The following is a 23,408-nucleotide window of genomic DNA, read 5'->3' as shown; positions in this document are numbered from 1 at the left end:
GGGAACATGCAGACATCACGACACAAGTGGCAGCGGAGCGGCGGCGCATGGATACTGGCAGCCTGTGCACTCCTCACGGGGTGGGGCGGGACGGCCATGGCGGCAGATACCTTGATTCAGCTGGACATGGAGCAGACCGTCACAGGCGTGATTGACCAGGTGGAGGGGGACCAGCTGCAGCTCAACGACATGGGGTTCGTGATCCTGCCCTCCACGCGCGTCCTCAATCGCAATGGGCGAGAACTTCAGGCATTCCACCTCAATCCGGGGCAGGAGGTCGAGGTACGCTTCGATCCGCGCGGCGAGCCAAGACCTGTGATCGATATCACGCTGCTTCGCAGGGGGCGTTGATGATCAGACGAACTGGCGGTTCTCGATCACAAGGTGGTTTCGGCTTGATGGAGCTGATGATTGCCGTGGCCATCATCGGAATCCTGGCCGCTATCGCCTATCCCAGCTATCAGGATCAGGTGGAGCGCTCACGCCGCACGGATGCCATCACGTCCCTGCTGGCGCTTGCCCAGACCCAGGAGCGCATCATGGCCACCTGCGGAGAATATGCCACCGCCAGTGTGACTGCCGCCACGGACTGTGATGATGCTCTGGGGCTCGGCGGAGACGGGATCGGGCTTGGCCAGGCGGATACGGCCAGCGAGGAGGGCTTCTATACACTGGCCGTCGCGGGGGACGCCGACAGCTATACGCTGACGGCCACTGCCACGGGCAGTCAGGCCAATGATGAGGACTGTGCCACTTTCACGTTGACGGAGCTGGGTATCAAGGGAGCTGCGGTATTGGCAGATTCAGAAGGCACCGACAGTAGCAATTGCTGGTAACGCAGCACACCCTGCCATCCGTTTGCAGCAGACACGAGCCCCGATTCTTTTGGATCGGGGCTTTTCGTTGTCCAGAAACTCGCGCCACCAAAGATGAAACAATGATGAATATGAGTAATTTGTGGGATGTCAGGTAATTCTATGTAACATAATAATTCCATTATGTGGCTGGTTGACGTTACATTGCCCCATTTCACATCGCGAAGGGCACCTTCGCCTGCGTGTTTCTCAGGGATATGACGATGTCAGTTTTGCATGTGCTTCGACGCACACGTCAGCAGGAGGGGCAGCAAGGATTCACGTTGATCGAGCTGATGATCACGTTGGCAGTGCTGGTCATCACGATCACGATCGCCGTCCCCGCCTGGCAGGGAGTGGTCGCGCGCAATGCCGTGACCAGTACCGCCGAGACACTCATTGCCTCGGTCAACTACGCGCGCAGCGAGGCGGTGGCCAGTGGTGGCAGCATCACGCTCTGTCCGCTGAATGCCGCGGGTGATGCCTGCATGAATTCGACCCGCTGGAGCAATGGCTGGGCGGTCGTGCAGGGCACTCAGGCGGATGCACGAGTATCGCTGGGCGATGATCTGTTGCGCCTGTTCGATGCCGCCATCACCGTGCAGGCAGATGTCACCGGCGTGACCTTTGATGACCAGGGCGCGACACCGGACTCCACTTGGCTGTTGATCTGTGACCAGTCGGGTGGTCAGGGCCATCGCCAGCTTGAATTGACCCCCATTGGACGAGTACTGACGGAGACATATGGCAGCGATGACCAGAGTTGCTGAGGTGGGCTCGCATCCCGCGAGAGAGGGGCAACAAGGTACCAGTCTGCTGGAGGCTCTGATCGCCCTGTTGCTGATGGGGCTGACGTTGCTGGGTTTCGGACTCATGCAGATGGAGAGCCTGCAGGCCAACAACGAGAGTTATGCGCGTACCGAAGCTCGCATCCTGTTGATCAGCATGGCGGAGCGTATCCAGGCCAACCCTGATGGCGTGGATGACTACGCTGGTCTCGACACCGAGAGCGCGGGCAATCCCGGCAATTGTCCCTGCAGTGTTGCTGAGCTGGCGGCACGCGATGTAGCGGTGTGGGCGGACAGGCTTGAGGACAGTGGACTGAACGCGCCGGTCGGGGCCATCGCCAGCAGCGGGAGTGATCTTCTGACACTGACCCTCGGCTGGAGCGGTGCCGCGCCGCTGGGTCAGAACGCAGACAGCATGGACGCCGATGCTCAGGCGTTGAGCGAGACCCTACAGATACGAGTGGTGCCCTGATGTCATTGAAAGTCTCTCTCTCGCGGCGAGCCTGCGCGTCGCGCTCGCCCAGGGCGCCTCGCTCGATGCCTTCACGGCGTGCCCAGCAGGGCGTCGGCCTGGTCGAATTGATGTTGGCGCTGGTGCTGGGGTTGTTCATTTCCGCCATGGCGCTGGAGTACTTTCTCGCCTCGCGCTCAACCCTCAACACGACGTCTGCCGTGTCCTACCTGCAGGAGTCTGCGCGCCATGTCACGCGTCGCTTGCAGCCATTGGTGCGCAATGCCGGTTTTTCCGGCTGTGCGTCGGTGAGCAGTGTCAGTGATGGCACCGGCAGCCACGCGCTGTCCGATGCTCCCTTGACGGCCGAGTCCGACACGGTGGCGGGGGTCACCTACGACCGCCTGGCCCTGCAGGTACCCGCACTGGGAGCGCAGCGTGGCTGGCAGCTCGGGTCGAGTGTCGCTCAGGGGGATACGTCGTTGGTACTTGAAGATTACGCCGCCGATACGCTGGAGGCGGATAGCGTCGTGCTGATCAGTGACTGCGAGAGTGGTGATATCGCTCGCCTGGCGGGCGATGGCAGCAATTCACTGGATCTGTCGAGTGCTGTGGAACATGGCTACGGCGGTGCCCAGCAGACCCAGGCATATGTCTACCCGTTGCAGCGTTGGTATCTGCTGCTGTCGCAGACCGATGACGATTCTCCCGTCCGTCTGTGCCTGAACGGAGAAGATGTCGATGGTGACCCGACCGCAGGCTGTGATGAAGAAGTGGCGCGATACGTCGAAGCGCTGGATCTGTCCTTCGATACGGCCTCGGGCAGTGGCAGTGCGAGTCGTTTCGCAGTAGAGCGCAGCGCGGCGGAAGTGGAAGCCGCAAATGACTGGGGTAGCGTCAGACGTATCCACATCAGCCTGACCCTCAAGACGCCACCGACGATCAACGTCGAGGGTGAGGATGATGGTGAATTGGAACGTACCTTCGACATTACCCTGAGCCCGAGGAATATCGGTCTATGAATCAGATGAACGCCCCCCGGCATCCTCGTCAGCAGGGGATGGCATTGCTGGTCGTGTTGATCATGCTGATCGTGGTCGGCGTGATGGCAGTGACGGGCAATGAGGATACCCAGTTGCAGACCCGCATGCTGATGAATACCCAGTTCTACGACAATGCCTATGCCGAGGCCGAGAGCCTTCAGCAGCAGGCCGAAAGTCGTCTGCTCGAGGGCGAGCTGACGCTGGATGACTTCGGCGAGGATGGTTTCTATGACCTGACGGCGGGAGAAAGTCTGGACTTCGATCCTCTGCAGGCAGACGCCTGGGATGGCGAGGGCATCCTGAGTGGCAATGCGGCTGCCAATGGTAACTATGTCATTGAATATCTTGGGGAAACGACAGAAGGCGTTCTGAATGACGACAACCTGAGCAGCAGCCAGTTGTTGAATGCCTTCCGGATCACGGCCGCCGGTTGGAGTCTTGAGAGCGCGGGAGACCTTGAGAGCAGAAAGCGTGCACTGGCAGTGGTGCAAAGCGAAATCATGATGGCCGATTGAAGGGAATCTATCGATGAAATCGAAGCATTCACCCCGCCCCAGCGGCTTGCGTCGTATTCGCCTGCCGGTCTTGCTGTCAGGCGGGCTGCTGGTCGCCTTGCCCGTGCTGGCAGACAGCGACACGCTACTCCAGCTGCCCACCACCCAGAGCGTCGGCGTCACCCCCAATGTCCTGCTGGTATTGGATGATTCGGGCTCGATGTCTTTTGAAGACACTTTTGAGGGTGGAGAGTCCGTCCAGAAATATGATTTGGTCTATAGCTGGTACTATAAATACTCTAATTGCACCAAATATTGGTGTGATGTTGAGTTTAGGCCTAGATATAACTTATCCAATGATTATTTTTGTGCTGTTGAAAACAAGCAGGCTTACGACCCTGCTCAAACCTATCTACCTTGGAAAAAGGGAGATGGTGACGAACGCTATGCTAATATGGACCCGACAGCAGCATGGATTGACTTTGAGGGCGGCAACTCCAAAAGCAATCTTGTTAACCTGACAGACCCTGATCTTGATTTTCGTTATTATACAGGTGATAAATGCAAGGATAAAACCGAGGTTAGAATATCAGATAAGACACTTTCAGATGCAGAGAAAGTTAATTACGCTAATTGGTTTACATACTATCGAGATCGTCTAGGCGTCGGTAAAGCTGCAGCATTGGAGTTACTGGCCGGTACTGAATATAGGACAGGTTACCTAACTATAAATCCCCGCAATGGTAGTGAAAAAGCTGTCGTTGATAATATTGTCGATCAAATTGTCGAGCTTGTGACCAATGTTTTGGGTAATGTGGTTGAGTTGATTACCAATAGTGATAGTGGTAACGGCCACCTGACCGAAGTAAGAGATGCAATTGTCGACTCTGAAATTAGTACGAGTAACACCTACCGGGGTACACCATTACGAGAAGCTCTCTATCGCGCTGGTGAATATTACAGTGATAATTATTCCGGTCTGGGCTCTACACCGATTCTTTCCGAAGATGAAGGCGGCATGTGTCAGCAGAACTTCACTGTTCTGATCACGGATGGTTTCTGGAATTCCGAGAATTCTACCGCCTCCAGTAATATCGAAAGCAAGATCGGCGATGCCAATGGGGACGGACGGACCTGGCGGGAAAGTTATAACTATAGTTATGGCGGTAATGCCACGCTGGCGGATGTCGCTTATTATTATGCCCATAATGATCTGTTGCCGAAGCTTGGAAGTGGTACCTATGAAAAGCAGGTGATGACGACCTATACCGTCGCCTTCGGGGTGGACTCCGACAGCAATGACTGGAGCGACAACAAGCGTGTCATCGAGAGCAGCTCCAGCACCATCGATGACCTGGAACAGGCCGCCATCGATGGCGGGGGCTCCTACTTCAATGCCTCCAGCCCGACGGATCTCGTCTCGGCGCTGGCGGCGATCGCCTCCGAGATCGTCGCGGTAGGCAACAGTGTCAGCGGCCTTTCTACCAATCTGACGACGGCCAGTGTCGAGACGGACAGTCGACTGGTCGAGAGCCGCTATTCCGCCTCGACCTGGACGGGAGATGTGGTGGCCTCCTCGGTACAGGAGGGCAATGACGTCGAGGAGGGCGATCAGCTCTGGAGTGCTGCCACCCAGCTGAGTGAGGCATTGGCAGAGGAGGATGGCCTCGAGTCACGTACGGTCTTCACCATGTCCGGGGGGAACGGCGTCGAGTTCACGACCGACAACGCGGGCCGGCTGAGCTCGAGCCAGCGCAACGATCTCGCGCGCATGGAGGTCGGTGGCAACTCTACCGATGACCATGTGAAGGCAGCGATCGAGTGGTTGCGGGGCAGTGATGAATATGAGGGCGATGGTCTGCGCAATCGCACTGGCGTGCAGCTGGGTGACATCATCGGCTCATCGCCAGTCGTCGTGACACGTGAGGACTCGACGACACAGGGCAGTGTCTTCGTCGGGGCCAACGACGGCATGCTGCATGCCTTCGACCTCAATACCGGTAGCGAGCAGTTCGCCTACATTCCGGAGCTGCTCTATAGCGAAGAGGACGACGCAGGGCTGGGCTATCTGACCGACCCGGGCTATCAGCATCGCTATTATGTCGATGGTGAAGTGCGTATCGCCAGTCTGGATGGCGAGGAGTGGCTGGTGTCCGGTCTGGCGGGCGGTGGACGCGGCCTGTTCGCGCTCAATGTCACCAAGGCCGTGGCGGGTGAAGACTTCGATGAAGATGATGTAGTGCGCTGGGAATTCAGCTCAAGCGACGATGATGACATGGGGCATGTCTTCGGCAGTGCGCATATCGTGTCACTGAACAATGGTGACAGTGCGGTGCTGGTCGGCAATGGCCTGGAAACGGCCGATGAGAACGCCGCGCCGACGTTGTTCGCGCTGGAGCTCGATGGAGTCAATGCCGGCGGCGTGATCGCCAAGCTGTCCCCCAGTGGGGTGACCGGCGGCCTGGCCAATCTGCAGGTTGCTGATATCGACAGCAATGGCACTGTCGATTTTGCCTATGGGGGAGATCTTCAGGGGCGGTTGTGGAAGTTCGATCTCAGTGATGACGACAGCAGCAAGTGGAGTGTCACGCGGCTGTTCACGGCCTGTGCTACCAGCCTGACTGGCGGGGAGTGCCAGACGGATGCGCTGCAACCGATCACGGTCAAACCGACGCTGAGTCGCTACTCCGGAGGCACGCAGACCATGTCTTCGCCCAATCTGCTGGTGTCCTTCGGAACAGGGCAGGACATGTACGCTGATGCCGAGGACGAGGCCTGGGTCACCCAGAGCCTCTACACCGTGCTGGATGCCGGTGGCAGTCACACCAGCTTGATGCGCAGCAACCTCGAGGAGCGGACTTTCGTCAGTGGCAGCTACACCAACGGGGAGCTGACTGGACGGACTCTCGGTGGCGACAGCTTCAGCTATTACCCCAGCCAGCTGGAAGATCAGGACAGCGATCGCTTCGGCTGGTATCTGGATCTGGATGCCTCCGAGCAGGAAGAGCTGGTCGAGCCGGCCAACCTGCTCTCGAACCTGGTGGTCTTCTCTACCAGCACCTCCAGCACGGGGACCAACTTCTGTGAAAGCACCGGGGGCGGCTGGCTGGTCGCGCTGGATACCGAGACAGGGTTGCCGACCTACGACGACAGCGAAGGCAGCTATGTGACCATCTTCGATTTCAATCAGGATGAAGCCTTCAGCGCCGATGATCTGGTCGGCACCATCATCGACAACACCGTCGCCGTCGGCAATGTGGTCGTCAGCGTGAAACTGAGCGGTACGCCGACGTCCAGCGTCAGTGTCGGCAATACGGTCTATGTGGGTAGCAGCTCATTGGGAACGGTAGAAGGCACCGTCTCATCCTACGACCTGAACGTGTCCAGCTCGACGGATACCGGTCGTGTTTCCTGGTATCAACTGCGCTGATCGCATTGCATCTGTGATGCATGACCCGACGCCGTCACGCTCTCTCAGAGTGTGGCGGCGCCTTCACTTCTCAGCAGTACCTTCAAGTCCGCCTTTCAAGGAAGATCTTCATGGCCAGCTTTCTCTCTCTAGGCGCTAGCCTGTCCCGCAGTGCTCTGTCTCGCAGTGCTCTGTCCCGCAGTGCTCTGTCCCGCAGTGCTCTGTCTCGCAATGCTCTGTCTCACCGCAGGTACGCCCGCGGTTTCACGTTGACGGAAATCATGATCGTGGTCGTCATCGTCGGCATCCTCGCGGCGATCGCCTACCCGAGCTATCAGGATCAGGTAATCCGCTCACGTCGTGCCGATGGGCAGGCGGCACTGATGTCATTGGCCCAGGCTCAGGAGCGCTACATGGCGCGTTGCGGTGGCTACGCGACCAGCATCGCCGGTGACAGCGATTGTGATGAGGAGGGGCTGGGGCGCGCCACCGAGTCGCCGGAAGGCTATTACGCCCTGAGCTTGGAGGATGGCGCCACGACGACCCGCTTCACGCTGATCGCGACTGCGGTGGCGCCTCAGAGCGCCGATACCGATTGCCCTGCGCTGACCCTCACCAATACCGGCATCCGCGACACGACCGGCGATGGCGATTGCTGGTAGCAGTGGCGAGAGCGGCCTCGGTGCGATGCTGGATTGCGCGCGGCTCGCTTGCACCGCCTTGCGGGCGGCGTATTCTGGAAGCCTTTCCCGGTCTTGAGGCAGGAGCGAACAGGCGTGAATGACTTTGTGGTGGTAGGCGGTGGCGTGATCGGCATGCTGACTGCGCTGGAACTGGCGGATGGCGGTGCCGAGGTCACGCTGGTCGAGCGGGGCCAGTGTGGGCGCGAGGCATCCTGGGCGGGCGGCGGTATCGTCTCGCCGTTGTATCCGTGGCGTTATAGTGCGCCGATCTCACGCCTGTCTGCCTGGTCGGAAGGTTTCTACCCCACGCTGGCCGAGCGCCTGATCGAGACCACCGGCATCGACCCCGAATATCGCCAGCAGGGTCTGCTGTACCTGAATGTCGAGGATGCCGAGCAGGCACTGAGCTGGTCCGAGGAATACACCAAGCCGCTGACGCGCGTGGAGGCTGACTTTCTTTACGACAAGGCACCGGCCGTCGCGCCCGGTTGCGAATCGGCGCTGTGGATGCCGACGCTGGGCAGCATCCGCAATCCGCGCCTGGGCAAGTCACTGCGCGCCGCTCTCGATGCCCACCCGCGCGTACGTCTGCTCGAGAATGTCGCGGTGCAGGGCATTCTGCTGCAGGACGACACCGCCATCGGCGTGCAGACCGCCAATTCAGTGCTGTCCGCCGGACAGGTCGTGGTCTGTGGGGGCGCCTGGAGTCGCGAGATATTGAGTGAGGCGGGGCTGGCGCTGCCGGTGCGGCCGGTACGCGGCCAGATGGTGCTGTTCAAGGCACCCAAGGGGCTGGTGGAGCGCGTGGTACTCAAGAATGGACGCTACGTGATTCCACGTGCCGATGGGCGCATCGTGGCGGGTTCCACGCTGGAGGAGGTCGGCTTCGACAAGGCGACCACCCTTGAGGCGCGTGAGTCGCTGATCAAGAGCGCCTGCGAGATCATCCCGGCGCTGGCCGAGTGTGAGGTCGAGCATCACTGGGCGGGGCTGCGTCCCGGTTCGCCGACCGGCACGCCGTTCATCGGTGCCGTGCCCGAACGCCGCCACCTGCACGTCAATGCCGGTCACTATCGCAATGGCCTGGTACTGGCGCCGGCCTCGACCCGCCTGCTGGCGGACCAGTTGCTGGGGCGTACGCCTATCATCGACCCCACCCCCTACCAGCCCGAGACCTTGCTGGGCGAGATCGCCACGCTGGAAGCCTCGTCCCAGCCAGACGCGACGCGCTGGGCCTGAGCATCGTCATGGCGTCTTCCCCCTCGAGCCTTCGTCTCGAGGGGGAAGACAGTGCGTTACTTGCGTGGGCCCTCGTCGAGGAAATGCTGCTGGTGCTCCTGACAGCAGAAGTGCAGCGCTTCATGGCGGATGGCGTCATTTTCCGGCAGATGCAGATCGCAGTAGGCGCAGCGCACCATGTTCTGGGCCTCGCGCTCGGCAGGCTGGCCGTCATCGTGGTTGTCCTGGCTCAGCTTCCATTGGCGATACATGCGATAGAGGCGCAGGCCTGCCCAGAACAGGACGACGAATACCAGCAGACGGATGATCAACAGGCTCATTCCTATATGACTCCCAGATGAGGCGGCGCGCGTGGCTTTTTGCCAGCGGCGCGACCTTGCGGGACAATGGCGGCCATCATGAGACTGATGAGCCGGTGCACGGCTCAGCAGTCTGAGCCAGATGTCTGGCCACAGTGTACTGGCCCCTTATCGAACCGCCAATCGAGAGATCCTTACCGCATGCAAGATCTGACTCTGGTGATGGCCCAGCTCGACCCGCTGGTCGGTGATATTCCCGGCAATACCGAGCGTGCCATCGAAGCCGTCCGTGAAGCGAGTCTCGAGCACAAGGCCGACGTCGTCGTGCTGCCCGAGCTGTGTCTGACCGGCTACCCGCCGGAAGACCTGTTGCTGCGCGAATCCATGGAGGCACGACTCGACGAGGCGCGCGCGCGGATGGCCAGCAAGGTCGCGCGCGGCGTGATGGTCATCGTCGGCTACCCCGGCATGCGTGACGGCAAGCGCTACAACCTGGCCGGCGTGCTCAAGGATGGCGAGTGGATCGCCGAGTATGCCAAGCAGGCCTTGCCCAATTATCAGGTCTTCGATGAGCAGCGTTACTTCACGCCGGGCTCCGAGGCCTGCGTGGTGGAATGCCGCGGCGCCCGTCTGGGTATCGTCATCTGTGAAGACCTGTGGGATGGCGCGCCCGTTCGTCAGGCGCGGGATGCCGGCGCGGACATTCTCGTCAGCCTCAATGCCTCGCCCTATCATCTGGAGAAGCCGGCCGAGCGCAATCATCTGTTCGCTCAGCGGGCGGCCGAAGTGAAGTGTCCGCTGGTCTACGTCAATCAGATCGGTGGCCAGGACGAGCTGGTCTTCGATGGTGGCTCCGCCGCCATCGATGCCGAGGGCAATACCTGCGTGCAGGCACCCTGGTGGGATGTCGGCCTGATGCCGGTGCAGTTCCTCAAGGAGGAAGGCGGTAGCTGGGCGCCGCAGAGCGGCGAGATCGCCGAGCTGCTGTCACCGGAAGAGTCGCTCTACTGTGCACTGGTCACCGGCCTGCGTGACTACGTCAACAAGAGCGGCTTCAAGGGCGTGGTGCTGGGTCTCTCTGGTGGCATCGACTCCGGCCTGTCGCTGGCGATTGCCGTCGATGCGCTGGGCGCGGACCGCGTGCATGCGGTGATGATGCCGTACCACTACACCGCGGACATCTCCAGGGAAGACGCTGCCGAGCAGGCGACACTGCTGGGCGTGAATTACGAGGTGATGCCCATCGCGCCGATGGTCGAGGCCTTCACCGAGACACTGGCGGAGAGCTTTGCCGGCAGTGAGCGCGACACCACCGAGGAGAACCTGCAGTCACGCTGTCGTGGCGTGCTGCTGATGGCCATCTCCAACAAGAAGGGCCTGATGGTGCTGACCACTGGCAACAAGAGCGAGATGGCGGTGGGTTACGCAACCCTCTATGGCGACATGGTCGGTGGCTACAATGCGCTCAAGGACGTCTACAAGACCTGGGTATTCCGTCTCGCCAACTGGCGCAACACCATGGGCCCGGCGATTCCGGAGCGTGTCATCACGCGTCCGCCGTCCGCGGAGCTCGCCGAAGACCAGCTCGACAGCGACTCGCTGCCGGACTACGACACCCTGGATGCGATTCTCACCCATTACATCGAGGGTGACATGAGTGCCGAGGCGATCATCCGTGCCGGTTTCGAGGAAGAGGATGTCTATCGTGTGGTGCGTCTCGTCGACCGCTGTGAGTACAAGCGCCGTCAGGCACCGGTTGGCGTGCGTGTCACGCCGCGTGGCTTCGGGCGTGACCGTCGCTACCCGATCGTCAATGGCTGGGCGGCCGGCGACTGAGGCAACTCATGTCCGGTGTCAGGGATTGCGGATTCTTTGCGCAAGCCGCTGAAAGCGCCTGAGTCCGACGATTCTGGCCATGCTGACAGCACGAAAAAAGCCCGTGATCGGTGATCACGGGCTTTTCGATGGTGAGGCGGGAAGCCTGATCGTCAGACGGTCAGGTCATCCGCCTTCACGTAGCGCGGCTCGAAGGTACGGCCATCCAGACGCTTGTTGTCCGGATCATTCTGGATCAGCACCTTGAGCGTCTCGCTGGCGCGGTCGCGCAGACCGAGGCCCAGATAGCCTTCGACCATCACGGCCAGCGCATCGCGGGTGGCAGGAGTGTTAGGGTAGTGCTCGATCACCCACTCACCACGCTTCACGGCGGCCAGATAGGCCTGCTTGCGCAGGTAGAAATCGGCAGTCTGCAGCTCGCCACGCGCGAGTACGTTGCGCAGATAGATGATGCGCTGACGCGAATCTGCCGCGTAGGTGCTGTTGGGGAAGCGGCGCACCAGCTCGCCGAAGTCGACGTAGGCGTCCCGCGTCGCACCGAGATCCCGCTTGGAGATGTCGATCAGGTCCAGCGATTCCAGGCTGAAGCGCCCTGCACTATAGGCTGCCAGTCCACGCATGTAGTAGGCATAATCGACCTGCGGGTGGTCCGGGTGCAGCCGAATGAAGCGGCTGGCCGCCGCGCGTGCGGCTTCCCAGTTGTCCACCTGGTAGTAGGCGTAGATCAGCTCCAGCTGCGACTGTTCGGCATAGCTGCCGAACGGGAAGCGAGTATCCAGTGCTTCAAGTTGCTGCACGGCGGAGTTGAAGCGGCTGGTATCCAGGGAAACCTGAGCCTGACGGTACAGCTCCTGCTCCTGAAGATCCGGTGCCGGCTCGTTGGACGCACAGCCGACCAGCAAGGTGCTGGCCAGGGCGAAGGCAGTCAAGGGAAGGGCGCGCATCGGTTTCCTCATCTCGGGCAATCCATGGCGGGCATGCTAGAATCCGCCGATCCGCACTCACTATAAAGCAAAGGCCCTTTCCTGCGAAACGGCCTCAGAGAGCAATATGGCAGACACCATCAACCGCGAAGAGCGGATCCCGGAGGCGATGATTGGCATGCGCCTTGATCAGGCCTGCGCCGAGATCTTCTCCGACTATTCCCGCGAGCGCCTCAAGCACTGGATCAAGACCGGTGCCTTGACCCTCGACGGTGCCGCTGTCAAACCCCGCGAGAAGGTCTATGGCGGTGAACGTCTGGCCCTGACCGCCGAGCTTGAAGAAGAAGTCAGTCATGGCCCCGAGGACATCGAGCTCGAGATCGTCTTCGAGGATGACGACGTGCTGGTCATCAACAAGGAGCACGGCATGGTCGTGCACCCGGGGGCCGGCAATCCGGATGGCACGCTGCTCAACGCCATCCTGCACCATTGTCCGGGTAATGCCATGCTGCCGCGTGCCGGGATCGTGCATCGTCTCGACAAGGACACCAGTGGCCTGATGGTGGTCGCCAAGTCGCTGACTGCCCAGGCGGACCTGGTCGAGCAGCTGCAGGCGCGTACCGTGTCTCGCGAGTACGATGCCGTCGTGACCGGTGTGCTGACGGCGGGCGGTACCGTGGATGCGCCCATCGGGCGTCACCCCAAGGATCGCAAGCGTCAGGCCGTGACCCATAGCGGCAAGATGGCGATCACGCATTTTCGCGTGGTGGAGCGCTTCCGGGGTCATACCCATATCCGCTGCAAGCTGGAAACCGGGCGTACCCACCAGATCCGTGTGCACATGGCGCACCAGCGCTATCCGCTGATCGGGGACCCGGTCTACGGAGGCCGTCTGAAGCTTCCGCCGGGGGCCAGTGACCCGCTCAAGGAGCTGCTGCGTCAGTTCCCGCGTCAGGCGCTGCATGCCCGTCGCCTCGCCTTCATCCACCCGATCACGGGCAAGGAAGTCGAATTCCGCGCCGAGATGCCGGGTGACATGCTGGTCTTGATCGACTATCTCAAGGAAGACATCGCCCGCTGAGGGGCTCGGTTCGCGTATCCCATCGCGCCAGGAGAGGTTATGCACGACGACAGTCTACGCCCGACCCTGATTCTGCCGGACTGGCCAGCACCCAGTCCGGTGCAGGCCTTCGTGACCACGCGTGAGAGTGGCCCGAGTCAGGGGCCATACGCTGGCTTCAATCCGGCGCGGCATGTCGGGGATGATCCGGCGATGGTCGCGCGGGTGCGTGACCTGCTCGCGGCGGAGGTCGATGATGGTCGTCCGCTGGCGTGGCTGGATCAGGTGCATGGGACTCAGGTGGTGGATGCCTTTGACGTCTGTCACACCGATGAGCGCCATGAGCCGGTGCCACCGCGTGCTGACGCCTGCATCAGTACCGGTACGGGGCAGGCCTGCGTGGTGATGACGGCGGACTGCCTGCCGGTGCTGTTCTGTGATCGACAGGGGACGCGGGTCGGGGTGGCGCATGCGGGCTGGCGTGGTCTGGTGGAAGGTGTGCTGGAAGCCACTGTCGCCCGCCTGGGAGATGACCCGGGCGAGCTGATGGCCTGGCTGGGCCCGGCGATCTCCAATGCCCAGTTCGAGGTCGGCCCCGAGGTGCGTGACGCCTTCATCGCGGATCTCCCCGAGGCCGACGACGCCTTCGAATCCAGCCCCTATCGGCTGGGCCACTACATGGGCGACCTCTACAAGCTGGCTCGCCTGCGGCTGGAGCGTGCCGGTGTCGGCCATGTCAGTGGCGGTCACTTCTGTACCGCCTCGGAATCGCGCTTCTACTCCCATCGCCGTGATGATGGCGTGACGGGGCGAATGGCCACGGTGATCTGGTTACGCTGATAGAATGAAGTGGAGACCTTGCCGCCGCGATGCACCGACGCTCGGCAAGCCGAAAGACGAAAGCGCCCCGTTGACCTGATCACTCAGGTTGGCGGGGCGCTTTTCCGTGTCGAGCGGAAGCCCCTGGCGACATCTTCAGGCGCTGAGGGCCAACCTGCTGCAGGGGAACCTGATCTGGATCATGCTTCGCGGACAACATGCTGCGTTGCCGCAAATCACGCCTTGAAAGCGACCCCCCAGCCCCCCATCTCTAGGGTTAGATACGAAATGTTACAGGCGAAGCTCCTGAGAAGAGGAGTACCGCCATGACTCTCAGGAGAAGGCACCATGCGCATCGACAAACTCACCAGCAAGCTGCAGAACGCGCTTGCGGATGCCCAGTCGCTCGCCGTCGGGCGAGGCCACAATGAAATCCATCCCCAGCACCTGCTGCTGGCCCTGCTGGAGGACCGCGATGGCGGTCTCAAGGCGTTGGTCAACAAGGCGGGCGGTGATGCTACCAGCTTGATGAGCGGGCTCAAGCGTCAACTGGATGACCTGCCCACCGTGTCCCAGTTCGACGGAAATGTCGCGCCTTCCCAGGCGCTCGGCAAGCTTCTGAATCTGGCCGACCGCGAAGCCCAGAAACGCGGTGATCAATACATCGCTTCCGAGCTCGCGCTGCTGGCCGCGCTGGAGCTGGGCGGTGATCTCGGCAAGTTGTTCACCTCCTCGGGCATCAAGAAGCCCGCCCTGACCTCCGCCATCGATGCACTGCGCGGTGGCGAGGCGGTGGGAGATGCCGACGCCGAGAACAATCGAGAGGCACTCAACAAGTACACGATGGACCTCACCCAGCGTGCGCGCGACGGCAAGCTCGACCCGGTGATCGGGCGTGACGAGGAGATTCGCCGCACGATTCAGGTCCTTCAGCGTCGCACCAAGAACAACCCGGTGTTGATCGGTGAGCCCGGTGTCGGCAAGACCGCCATCGTCGAGGGGCTGGCCAGCCGTATCGTCAATGGCGAGGTGCCGGAAGGCCTCAAGAACAAGCGTGTGCTGTCTCTCGACATGGGCTCGCTGCTGGCGGGGGCCAAGTTCCGCGGTGAGTTCGAGGAGCGCCTCAAGTCCGTCCTCAAGGAGCTGTCGCAGGAAGAAGGCCAGGTCATCCTGTTCATCGATGAGCTGCACACCATGGTCGGCGCGGGCAAGGCCGAGGGCGCGATGGATGCCGGCAACATGCTCAAGCCGGCGCTGGCGCGTGGCGAGCTGCACTGTGTCGGTGCCACCACGCTTGACGAGTATCGCCAGTACATCGAGAAGGATGCCGCGCTGGAGCGTCGTTTCCAGAAGGTGCAGGTGGATCAGCCCAGCGAGGAGGACACCATCGCCATCCTGCGTGGCTTGAAGGAACGCTACGAGGTGCACCATGGGGTGGATATCACTGACAGTGCGATCATTGCGGCCGCGCGCCTCTCATCGCGCTACATCACGGACCGTCAGCTGCCGGACAAGGCGATCGACCTGATCGATGAAGCCGCGTCACGCATCCGCATGGAGCTGGACTCCAAGCCGGAGGAGATGGACCGTCTCGACCGCCGTCTGATCCAGCTCAAGATGGAGCGTGAAGCCCTCAAGAAGGAGACTGATGAAGCGGCACTCAAGCGTCTCGGCGCGCTTGAGGACCAGATCGCGGAGCTGGAACGCGAATATGCCGATCTCGATGAGGTCTGGAAGGCCGAGAAGGCCAGTATCCAGGGGGCAGCGCAGTTCAAGGCCGAACTGGAACAGGCGCGCATCGATCTGGAACAGGCGCGGCGTGCCGGCGACCTCAGCCGCATGTCGGAACTGCAGTACGGCGTGATTCCGGGGCTCGAGAAGCAGATCAGCGAAGCCGGCGAAGGCGAGGCGGATACCTCCGCCCACGTGCTGCTGCGCTCCAATGTCACCGAGGAGGAGATTGCCGAGGTCGTCTCGCGCTGGACCGGCATTCCGGTCTCCAAGATGCTCGAAGGCGAGCGCGACAAGCTGCTGCGCATGGAAGAGGCGCTGCACGAGAAGGTGATCGGTCAGGACGAGGCGGTGATCGCGGTGGCCAATGCGGTGCGTCGCTCACGCGCCGGGCTATCGGACCCGAATCGCCCCAACGGCTCCTTCCTGTTCCTCGGCCCGACCGGGGTCGGCAAGACGGAGCTCTGCAAGTCGCTGGCCAGCTTCCTGTTCGATACCGAAGAGGCGATGGTGCGCATCGACATGTCCGAGTTCATGGAGAAGCACTCGGTGGCTCGCCTGATCGGCGCGCCTCCCGGATATGTCGGCTATGAAGAGGGTGGCTATCTGACAGAGGCGGTACGTCGCAAGCCGTACTCCGTGCTGCTGCTCGATGAGGTCGAGAAGGCGCATCCGGATGTCTTCAACATCCTGCTGCAGGTATTGGAAGATGGCCGCCTGACCGATGGGCAGGGGCGTACCGTCGACTTCCGCAATACCGTGATCGTGATGACCTCGAATCTGGGGTCCGAGATGATCCAGCGCATGAGCGGTCTCAATGGCGAGCTGGCGGACGAGGAAGACACGCAAGAGAGTGTCGATCGCAAGGCGGCCTTCCAGTACGACGACATGAAGACGGCGGTCATGGAAGTCGTCGGCAATCACTTCCGGCCGGAGCTGATCAACCGCATCGATGAAGTGGTGGTCTTCCACGCGTTGGGGCAGGCGCAGATCGCCTCCATCGCCGGCATTCAGCTCGAGCGGCTCAAGGCGCGGCTGGCCGAACGTGATCTCGGCTTCGAGATCACCGATGCCGCGATGGCGCTGCTGGCCAAGGCAGGCTTCGATCCGGTCTACGGTGCGCGTCCGCTCAAGCGCGCCATCCAGAGCCGTATCGAGAACCCGCTGGCCCAGGCGCTGCTGGGCGGTGAATTCGTGCCCGGTGACGTGATCCAGGTCGGCGAAGAGGGCGGAGAGCTGACCTTCACGCGCTGAATCGCGCGCCCGTGAGTGACGCCCCACCGTGACGGAAGTCTGTCTTCCGCTTGCGGTGGGGCGTTTTCGTGTCTGTCGTCTGGGCGCAAAATGACAACCCGGCGGCAGGGATGCTGAAAATCACGAGGCAGAAAATTGCGAATTAAATGCCATTCGTGAGGTTTTACGCACGCATATGGCCGGATTTCCCGTTATCGGTGTGGCATTTGGCGTAGGCGGCGCACACTGGCGTAAGGTTGAGTTGACAGCCCCTTGCGGCTGTTGGACTCTTGACCATTCCTGATTGCGGGCGTGGCCATTCGGGCGACCCTCGAAGCGCCACGTGAAGGACAGACGCTGAGTCGCTGTCCGCCTGTCGAAGGATATGCCGATCAGGGTACGCCAACCGTATCGATCGGCCATCAGCCCCGACCGCATCCAACCGATGCGACAAGAGTGCAGGCCCTAACCGGGCCGCAGACGCCAGGGTTTGGCATCAGGTGCCGCAACTGTTGCGGTAGCGACATTCAGGTCGCACTCGATCCGGCTTGCGTATTGCTGCCGGACGCACTCGAGACCTCCAGGGGAGAACAACCAAGTGGAATTGCTTTCCGGCGCTGACATGATCGCCCGCGCGCTGCATGACGAGGGCGTGGAGTATATATACGGCTATCCCGGTGGAGCGGCGCTGCACATCTATGACGCCCTGTTCCGTCAGGACAAGGTCCAGCACATTCTGGTCCGCCACGAACAGGCTGCTACCCACGCAGCCGATGGCTACGCACGCGCTTCCGGCAAGCCCGGAGTCGTGCTGGTCACCTCAGGCCCCGGCGCGACCAATGCCGTGACCGGTATCGCCACGGCCTACATGGACTCGATTCCCATGGTCGTGCTGTGTGGCCAGGTCGCCAGCCACCTGATCGGTGAAGATGCCTTCCAGGAAACCGACATCGTCGGTGTGACTCGCCCGATCGTGAAGCACAGCTTCTCGATCAAGCACCCGAGCGAGATTCCGGAAGTCATCAAGAAGGCCTTCTATCTGGCCTCCAGCGGACGCCCGGGGCCGGTCGTCATCGACATCCCGAAGGACATGACCGCCCCGACCGAGCGTTACGAGTACAGCTACCCCAAGAAGGTACGCATGCGCTCCTACAGCCCGGTCACCCGTGGCCACAGCGGCCAGATCAAGAAGGCCGTCGAGCTGATGCTCAAGGCCCGCCGCCCGCTGTTCTTCACCGGCGGTGGCGTGGTCTCCGGTCGTGCCAGCGAAGCGCTGACCGACCTGGTGCGCCGTCTGAACTTCCCGATCACCACCTCGTTGATGGGCATCGGTGCCTATCCGCAGGGCGATCGCCAGTGTCTGGGTTGGCCCGGCATGCACGGCTCCTATGAGTCGAACAATGCCATGCACCACACCGATCTGATCATCTGCATCGGTGCGCGCTTCGATGATCGCGTGACCAATAACACCTCGAAGTTCTGCCCGACGGCCAAGATCATCCACGTCGACATCGACCCGAGTTCAGTCTCCAAGACCGTGCGCGCCGATGTGCCGATCGTCGGTCCGGCCGATGCCGTGATCAACGAGATGATCAGCCTCGTGCAGGGGCGTGAGCTGGCCAACCCTGATGCACTGGAGGCCTGGTGGTCCCAGATCGATGGCTGGCGTGCCGAGCGTGAAGGCAAGCTGTATGAGCCGTCCGCCCCGGGCGAACCGCTCAAGCCGCAGCAGGTGGTGGAAGCCGTGCACCGCGCGACGCGTGGCGAAGCCTTCGTCGCCACCGATGTCGGTCAGCACCAGATGTTCGCCGCCCAGTACTACAAGTTCCAGCGCCCCAACCGCTGGATCACCTCCGGTGGTCTGGGCACCATGGGCTTCGGCTTCCCGGCGGCCATGGGCATCAAGATGTCCTACCCGGATGACGATGTGGTGCTGTTCACCGGGGAAGGCAGCTTCCAGATGATGATGCAGGAGTTCTCGACCTGTAAGCAGTACGGGATCGGGGTCAAGATCATCAATCTCAACAACCAGTCGCTGGGCATGGTGCGTCAGTGGCAGGACCTGAACTACAAGTCCCGTCACTCGCATTCCTACATGGAGTCGCTGCCTGACTTCGTGCAGCTGGCGGGCGCCTATGGCTTCCGTGCCATCAAGGTGCACACGGTGGAGGAGCTCGAACCTGCGCTGGAAGAAGCCTTCCGCAACAAGGACGAGCTGGTGTTCCTCGACATCTATGTCGACCCGCGTGAACACGTCTATCCGATGCAGGTGCCTCTCGGCTCCATGCGTGACATGCTGCTTACGAAGACGGAGCGGACCTGATGCGCCATATCATCTCCATTCTGATGGAAAACGAACCGGGCGCGCTGTCACGGGTCGTCGGCCTGTTTTCACAGCGCAATTTCAACATCGAGACCCTCAACGTGGCCCCGACCGAGGACGCGACCCTGTCACGTCTGACCGTCACCACGGTCGGCGAAGATCGCGTCATCGAGCAGATCACCAAGCACCTCAACAAGCTGGTGGATGTGGTCAAGCTGGTGGATCTCACCGAGGGCAGCCACATCGAGCGCGAGCTGATGCTGGTCAAGGTCAAGGCGTTGGGCGCCCAGCGTGACGAGATCAAGCGCACGGCGGACATCTTCCGTGCCCAGATCGTCGACATCACGCCGAGCCTCTACACCATCCAGATCACCGGTGACGGTGGCAAGCTGGATGCCTTCCTGGCGGCGATGCAGCCGGTAGGCGTGCTGGAAGTGGCACGTACCGGGGTCTCCGGCATCGCCCGCGGTGAGAAGGTGTTGAGCCTGTAAGACGGTGATTGTGGAATCGCAAGACAAGAACGGCGCCCCTCGGGGCGCCGTTTTCGTTGTGGCGTGGGGCAGGCCATATAGCGCAATGTTCCGTGGCGCAGGGTCACTGCGTCATCACTCCTTTGGCCGTCGCGGGGTACCGGGCAGCTGTTCCCAGAGTGCGCGTACCAGTGGATGTCGAAGACGTTTCTCCTGTACGCACAGCCCGACCTTGTAGGGGGTCAACGGCGGATCGACATCGAGGATGCGCACCTGATCGGCCAGCGGGGAGTTGTCGAGCACGATCTGCGGCACCACGCCGATCCCGAAGCCCAATCCGACCATGCTGACGATGGCCTCGTTGCCGGCGACCTGGGCATACAGGCGCGGCTTGATGCCACGAGTGTGGCACCAGGCATCGAAGCGCTCGCGCGCCAGGCCGGTCTCGGAGAGGATCATCGGGACGCGCGCCCAGTCGATATGGTCGTCCCCCGCCGCCGAATCGTCTGCCCCGCCGATGCCTTCCAGCTGATGGCCGGGGCCATCACGACGCGGGGCAATGAAGCGCAGCGGCGACTCGGCGAAGTCGGTGAAGGCCAGGCGCGAGGGCAGCACGTCCGGGCGTGCGGCGATCGCCAGGTCCTCGTGGCCCATCAGCACGCGCTCCAATGCCACGGCGGGGTCACCGGTATGCAGTTTGAGCTCCACATGCGGATGGCGGGCCCGGAAGGAGGCGAGAATCTCATACAGGAAGCTGTAGCTGGCGGTCACCGAGCAGTACAGGGATAGCTCGCCACGCAGTTCATCGCTGTCTTCCAGCAATGACTGACGAATGTCATCCCACTGACTCAGGAGTTCGCGAGCATGACGACGGAAGCGCTCTCCCGCCGGTGTCAGTGCGACGCTGCGGTTGTCGCGCTCGAACAGGCTGACGCCCAGTTCCTCTTCCATGGCGCGAATGGCACGTGACAGGGCAGAGGCGCTCAGGTGCAGGGCAGTGCTGGCGCGTCCGAAATGCAGCGTTTCGGCGAGGGTCAGGAATTGCTTGAGTTGACGATTGTCCATGCCGGAGTCCGCTGTCGATGAGTGCTGAAGGGGGAAATGCCTTGTGTTGCGCCATATGGCATATGATGGTGCAAATATAGCATTTTACGCAATGCCGAGGTGCAGGTAAGGTGGACTCATCGCCGCGCAGGAGGAGGACGGCAGACCTTGATCCAAGGCGCACGACCTCCCAGGGACGCAGAGCGGTCAGGATAGATGGCCGTCGGCGCTGGACACTGACATACGCCCTTCCCTCGCGGGAAGGGTCGCAAGAACAACAGACACTCTTTCAAGATCTCACGCCATCCCGCTGACGGGGTGAGCCGCCAGGAGCAATGACGATGAAACTCTATTACGACAAGGATTGTGACCTCTCCCTCATCCAGGGCAAGAAAGTGGTCATCCTCGGTTACGGTTCCCAGGGCCACGCCCACGCGAACAACCTGAAGGAATCCGGCGTCGACGTCACCGTAGCCCTGCGTCGCTCTTCCTCCAGCTGGGCCAAGGCCGAAGCGGCTGGCCTGAAGGTTGCTGAAGTCGAGGAAGCGGTCAAGGCGGCCGACCTGGTCATGATCCTGGCGCCGGACGAGAACCAGAAGGCCATCTACGAGAACCAGGTGGAACCGAACCTGAAGCAGGGCGCGACCCTGGCCTTTGCTCACGGCTTCAACGTCCACTACAACCAGGTCGTGCCGCGTGCTGACCTCGACGTCATCATGATCGCGCCGAAGGCACCGGGTCACACCGTGCGTTCCGAGTTCGTGAAGGGCGGCGGTATCCCGGACCTGATCGCCATCCACCAGGATGCGACTGGCCAGGCCAAGGACATCGCACTGTCCTACGCGGCAGGCGTCGGCGGCGGTCGTACCGGCATCATCGAGACCACCTTCAAGGACGAGACCGAAACCGATCTGTTCGGTGAGCAGGCTGTCCTGTGTGGTGGCGCGGTCGAGCTGGTCAAGATGGGCTTCGAGACCCTGACCGAAGCCGGCTACGCACCGGAAATGGCCTACTTCGAGTGTCTGCACGAGCTCAAGCTGATCGTCGACCTGATGTACGAAGGTGGCATCGCCAACATGAACTACTCCATCTCCAACAATGCGGAGTATGGCGAGTACGTGACCGGTACCGAAGTCATCAACGAGCAGTCCCGTGTCGCCATGCGCAATGCACTCAAGCGCATCCAGAGCGGTGAATACGCCAAGATGTTCATCCAGGAAGGCAACACCAACTACCCGTCCATGACGGCCCGTCGTCGTCAGAACGCCGAGCACCCGATCGAACAGACTGGTGAGAAGCTGCGCGGCATGATGCCGTGGATCACTGCCAACCAGCTGGTCGACAAGTCACGCAACTGATCCTGCCTATTGGATCCGGCGTGAAATGAGCGGGGCGCTCTCCATCAGGAGGGCGCCCCGCTTGCGTTGTTGCTCTATAAGCGCTATCGAATGGGGGAGGGAAGTGACAGTCGACGGTGAGGCCGCTAGGGTGTCACTACTATTCGCGCTCACTGGCAGGTGTAGAATGTGGTTACCCTGCCACGACGAGGCATGATGCAAGGAATCCCATGACTGACGAAAATCGACATCCCGGCGCAGAAGATGCCCCCGAAGAACCGACCCGCCGTAGCAGTTCCGTGCTGGACAAGGTGGTGGAAGAATTCACCGACGACAGCGAAGTCGTGGAAGAGGCCATCGAGGATGGCAAGCCCGTTCGTCGGCGTGGCATCTACCTGCTGCCCAACCTGTTCACCACGTCGGCATTGTTCTCTGGCTTCTTCGCTGTGGTATGTGCGCTGAACGGCGAGTTTGCCAATGCCTCCATCGCCATCTTCGTCTCGATGGTGCTGGATGGTCTCGATGGACGTGTGGCTCGCCTGACCAATACGCAAAGCGCCTTTGGTGCGGAGTACGACAGCCTGGCGGACATGTTGTCCTTCGGCGTGGCACCGGCACTGGTCACCTTCAGCTGGATTCTGCAGGATGTCGGCAAGATCGGCTGGATCGCCGCCTTCGTCTATGTCGCGGGTGCGGCGCTGCGCCTGGCGCGCTTCAATGTCCAGATAGGCTCCACCGACAAGAAGTGGTTCATCGGCCTGCCCAGTCCGGCAGCGGCGGCACTCGTGGCTGGCTGTGTGTGGACCATGCACAACTTTGACGCCGAGACCTTCGCCTTCAAGTCGCTGATGGTCTTCGTGGTCGCGGCTGCCGGTATCCTGATGGTGTCGAACATCAGGTACTACAGTTTCAAGGAGATCGACCTCAAGGGGCCGGTGCCCTTCGTCGCGCTGCTCGCCATCGTGCTGGCCTTCGTGGTCATCTCGCTGGAGCCGTCCGTGATGCTGCTGGGCCTGTTCGGTTGCTATGTCGCCAGTGGTCCGATCATGGCACTGGGCCGCAAGCTGCGCGGCAACAAGTAAGCGCCAGCTGCCATTGGTGTGATGATCGATATTCGGCCCCGCCATTTCTGGCGGGGCCGAATGCGTTTCTGGCCGGGGAAGAGATGTGTCAGCAAGCAACGGCGAGACGAGGCCCAAGGAGCAAGAAGAGGTGATGAGGGAAGAGATGTCGCCCGCATGTCCTCGAAATGACAATCGATGGAAAAAGCCCTTGTGCTCACGCCGGTTCGTGCGTAAAGTACGCATCCGCTGCCGGGGACGCATGGCGTTACCAGCGGTGAAAGAGGTTTGCAGGTAATTGTTTTGTTTGG

At 61.4% G+C, this 23,408-nt stretch carries 20 protein-coding genes; 17 read left to right on the top strand and 3 right to left on the bottom strand.

Features of this window, described 5'->3' with window-relative positions:
• Window positions 1–6 precede the first annotated feature (6 nt).
• From PJK54_RS16230 to thiO, 9 genes are all read left to right on the top strand, one after another.
• Window positions 7–351, top strand: coding sequence for a hypothetical protein (locus PJK54_RS16230; protein WP_176494347.1), 345 nt, complete (start codon window positions 7–9; stop codon window positions 349–351).
• Entirely contained in the window at window positions 351–836 is a 486-nt protein-coding gene (locus PJK54_RS16225; protein ID WP_271303366.1) for a type IV pilin protein, read from the top strand. The genes PJK54_RS16230 and PJK54_RS16225 overlap by 1 nt, the downstream gene beginning before the upstream one ends.
• A 242-nt stretch (window positions 837–1,078) precedes the next feature.
• Window positions 1,079–1,624: a GspH/FimT family pseudopilin gene (locus PJK54_RS16220; protein ID WP_271303365.1), complete on the top strand. Its 546-nt coding sequence runs from the start codon at window positions 1,079–1,081 to the stop codon at window positions 1,622–1,624.
• Window positions 1,608–2,114: a hypothetical protein gene (locus PJK54_RS16215; protein ID WP_271303364.1), complete on the top strand. Its 507-nt coding sequence runs from the start codon at window positions 1,608–1,610 to the stop codon at window positions 2,112–2,114. Before PJK54_RS16220 ends, PJK54_RS16215 begins: the two co-directional genes overlap by 17 nt.
• Window positions 2,115–2,179: 65 nt before the next feature.
• Window positions 2,180–3,115, top strand: a complete 936-nt coding sequence (locus PJK54_RS16210; protein ID WP_176494351.1) for a PilW family protein — start codon at window positions 2,180–2,182, stop codon at window positions 3,113–3,115.
• Window positions 3,112–3,651, top strand: a complete 540-nt coding sequence (locus PJK54_RS16205) for a pilus assembly PilX family protein (RefSeq protein WP_176494352.1) — start codon at window positions 3,112–3,114, stop codon at window positions 3,649–3,651. The genes PJK54_RS16210 and PJK54_RS16205 overlap by 4 nt, the downstream gene beginning before the upstream one ends.
• 997 nt (window positions 3,652–4,648) lie before the next feature.
• Window positions 4,649–7,060: a pilus assembly protein gene (locus tag PJK54_RS16200; protein WP_271303363.1), complete on the top strand. Its 2,412-nt coding sequence runs from the start codon at window positions 4,649–4,651 to the stop codon at window positions 7,058–7,060.
• 260 nt (window positions 7,061–7,320) lie between these two features.
• Window positions 7,321–7,701 (top strand): type IV pilin protein, encoded by a 381-nt coding sequence (locus tag PJK54_RS16195; protein WP_438265522.1) that lies wholly within the window; start codon window positions 7,321–7,323, stop codon window positions 7,699–7,701.
• Between the two features lie 114 nt (window positions 7,702–7,815).
• Window positions 7,816–8,961, top strand: a complete 1,146-nt coding sequence (thiO, locus tag PJK54_RS16190) for a glycine oxidase ThiO (RefSeq protein WP_084207769.1) — start codon at window positions 7,816–7,818, stop codon at window positions 8,959–8,961.
• Window positions 8,962–9,017: 56 nt separating this feature from the next.
• Here thiO and PJK54_RS16185 read toward each other — a convergent pair whose 3' ends face one another.
• Window positions 9,018–9,281, bottom strand: a complete 264-nt coding sequence (locus PJK54_RS16185) for a PP0621 family protein (protein WP_077373474.1) — start codon at window positions 9,279–9,281, stop codon at window positions 9,018–9,020.
• A 180-nt stretch (window positions 9,282–9,461) separates the two neighbouring features.
• On the opposite strand from PJK54_RS16185, the gene PJK54_RS16180 reads away from it, so the two are divergent.
• On the top strand, window positions 9,462–11,096 hold the full coding sequence (locus tag PJK54_RS16180) for an NAD+ synthase (protein ID WP_084207770.1): 1,635 nt from the start codon (window positions 9,462–9,464) through the stop codon (window positions 11,094–11,096).
• Window positions 11,097–11,248: 152 nt separating this feature from the next.
• Here PJK54_RS16180 and PJK54_RS16175 read toward each other — a convergent pair whose 3' ends face one another.
• The gene (locus PJK54_RS16175) at window positions 11,249–12,040 is read right to left on the bottom strand and encodes an outer membrane protein assembly factor BamD (protein ID WP_103751389.1); all 792 of its coding nucleotides are present in this window, start codon (window positions 12,038–12,040) and stop codon (window positions 11,249–11,251) included.
• Between the two features lie 106 nt (window positions 12,041–12,146).
• Here PJK54_RS16175 and rluD point away from each other — a divergent pair, with 106 nt between their 5' ends.
• The 5 genes from rluD (at window position 12,147) to ilvN (ending at window position 19,676) form a co-directional block, all read left to right on the top strand.
• A complete protein-coding gene (rluD, locus tag PJK54_RS16170) occupies window positions 12,147–13,100 on the top strand; it encodes a 23S rRNA pseudouridine(1911/1915/1917) synthase RluD (RefSeq protein WP_077373483.1) in 954 nt (317 codons plus the stop codon).
• A 39-nt stretch (window positions 13,101–13,139) separates the two neighbouring features.
• Window positions 13,140–13,919 (top strand): peptidoglycan editing factor PgeF, encoded by a 780-nt coding sequence (gene pgeF / locus PJK54_RS16165; protein WP_271303362.1) that lies wholly within the window; start codon window positions 13,140–13,142, stop codon window positions 13,917–13,919.
• A 327-nt stretch (window positions 13,920–14,246) separates the two neighbouring features.
• The gene (gene clpB, locus PJK54_RS16160; protein WP_077373488.1) at window positions 14,247–16,883 is read left to right on the top strand and encodes an ATP-dependent chaperone ClpB; all 2,637 of its coding nucleotides are present in this window, start codon (window positions 14,247–14,249) and stop codon (window positions 16,881–16,883) included.
• 577 nt (window positions 16,884–17,460) lie between these two features.
• Entirely contained in the window at window positions 17,461–19,185 is a 1,725-nt protein-coding gene (locus tag PJK54_RS16155; protein ID WP_136939691.1) for an acetolactate synthase 3 large subunit, read from the top strand.
• Window positions 19,185–19,676: an acetolactate synthase small subunit gene (gene ilvN / locus PJK54_RS16150; RefSeq protein WP_043337227.1), complete on the top strand. Its 492-nt coding sequence runs from the start codon at window positions 19,185–19,187 to the stop codon at window positions 19,674–19,676. Before PJK54_RS16155 ends, ilvN begins: the two co-directional genes overlap by 1 nt.
• 114 nt (window positions 19,677–19,790) lie before the next feature.
• Here ilvN and ilvY read toward each other — a convergent pair whose 3' ends face one another.
• Window positions 19,791–20,720 carry an HTH-type transcriptional activator IlvY gene (gene ilvY, locus PJK54_RS16145; RefSeq protein ID WP_077373494.1) on the bottom strand — a complete coding sequence of 310 codons (930 nt, stop codon included), beginning with the start codon at window positions 20,718–20,720 and terminating at the stop codon, window positions 19,791–19,793.
• Window positions 20,721–21,040: 320 nt separating this feature from the next.
• On the opposite strand from ilvY, the gene ilvC reads away from it, so the two are divergent.
• The gene (gene ilvC / locus PJK54_RS16140) at window positions 21,041–22,057 is read left to right on the top strand and encodes a ketol-acid reductoisomerase (RefSeq protein WP_043337232.1); all 1,017 of its coding nucleotides are present in this window, start codon (window positions 21,041–21,043) and stop codon (window positions 22,055–22,057) included.
• A 209-nt stretch (window positions 22,058–22,266) separates the two neighbouring features.
• Window positions 22,267–23,118, top strand: a complete 852-nt coding sequence (gene pssA / locus PJK54_RS16135) for a CDP-diacylglycerol--serine O-phosphatidyltransferase (RefSeq protein ID WP_077373497.1) — start codon at window positions 22,267–22,269, stop codon at window positions 23,116–23,118.
• Window positions 23,119–23,408: the final 290 nt, after the last annotated feature.

The organism is Cobetia sp. MMG027 (genome assembly GCF_027947415.1).
Lineage (GTDB): Bacteria > Pseudomonadota > Gammaproteobacteria > Pseudomonadales > Halomonadaceae > Cobetia > Cobetia marina.
This window is presented reverse-complemented; position numbering and strand designations above follow the sequence as displayed.

Excerpts from the sequence above, each read along its gene's own strand:
- PJK54_RS16230 (WP_176494347.1), top strand. The coding sequence starts at position 7 with ATGCAGACATCACGACACAAGTGGCAGCGGAGCGGCGGCGCATGGATA.
- PJK54_RS16225 (WP_271303366.1), top strand. The coding sequence starts at position 351 with ATGATCAGACGAACTGGCGGTTCTCGATCACAAGGTGGTTTCGGCTTG.
- PJK54_RS16220 (WP_271303365.1), top strand. The coding sequence starts at position 1,079 with ATGTCAGTTTTGCATGTGCTTCGACGCACACGTCAGCAGGAGGGGCAG.
- PJK54_RS16215 (WP_271303364.1), top strand. The coding sequence starts at position 1,608 with ATGACCAGAGTTGCTGAGGTGGGCTCGCATCCCGCGAGAGAGGGGCAA.
- PJK54_RS16210 (WP_176494351.1), top strand. The coding sequence starts at position 2,180 with ATGCCTTCACGGCGTGCCCAGCAGGGCGTCGGCCTGGTCGAATTGATG.
- PJK54_RS16205 (WP_176494352.1), top strand. The coding sequence starts at position 3,112 with ATGAATCAGATGAACGCCCCCCGGCATCCTCGTCAGCAGGGGATGGCA.
- PJK54_RS16200 (WP_271303363.1), top strand. The coding sequence starts at position 4,649 with ATGTGTCAGCAGAACTTCACTGTTCTGATCACGGATGGTTTCTGGAAT.
- PJK54_RS16195 (WP_438265522.1), top strand. The coding sequence starts at position 7,321 with ATGATCGTGGTCGTCATCGTCGGCATCCTCGCGGCGATCGCCTACCCG.
- PJK54_RS16185 (WP_077373474.1), bottom strand. The coding sequence starts at position 9,281 with ATGAGCCTGTTGATCATCCGTCTGCTGGTATTCGTCGTCCTGTTCTGG.
- PJK54_RS16180 (WP_084207770.1), top strand. The coding sequence starts at position 9,462 with ATGCAAGATCTGACTCTGGTGATGGCCCAGCTCGACCCGCTGGTCGGT.
- PJK54_RS16175 (WP_103751389.1), bottom strand. The coding sequence starts at position 12,040 with ATGCGCGCCCTTCCCTTGACTGCCTTCGCCCTGGCCAGCACCTTGCTG.
- rluD (WP_077373483.1), top strand. The coding sequence starts at position 12,147 with ATGGCAGACACCATCAACCGCGAAGAGCGGATCCCGGAGGCGATGATT.
- pgeF (WP_271303362.1), top strand. The coding sequence starts at position 13,140 with ATGCACGACGACAGTCTACGCCCGACCCTGATTCTGCCGGACTGGCCA.
- clpB (WP_077373488.1), top strand. The coding sequence starts at position 14,247 with ATGCGCATCGACAAACTCACCAGCAAGCTGCAGAACGCGCTTGCGGAT.
- ilvN (WP_043337227.1), top strand. The coding sequence starts at position 19,185 with ATGCGCCATATCATCTCCATTCTGATGGAAAACGAACCGGGCGCGCTG.
- ilvY (WP_077373494.1), bottom strand. The coding sequence starts at position 20,720 with ATGGACAATCGTCAACTCAAGCAATTCCTGACCCTCGCCGAAACGCTG.
- ilvC (WP_043337232.1), top strand. The coding sequence starts at position 21,041 with ATGAAACTCTATTACGACAAGGATTGTGACCTCTCCCTCATCCAGGGC.
- pssA (WP_077373497.1), top strand. The coding sequence starts at position 22,267 with ATGACTGACGAAAATCGACATCCCGGCGCAGAAGATGCCCCCGAAGAA.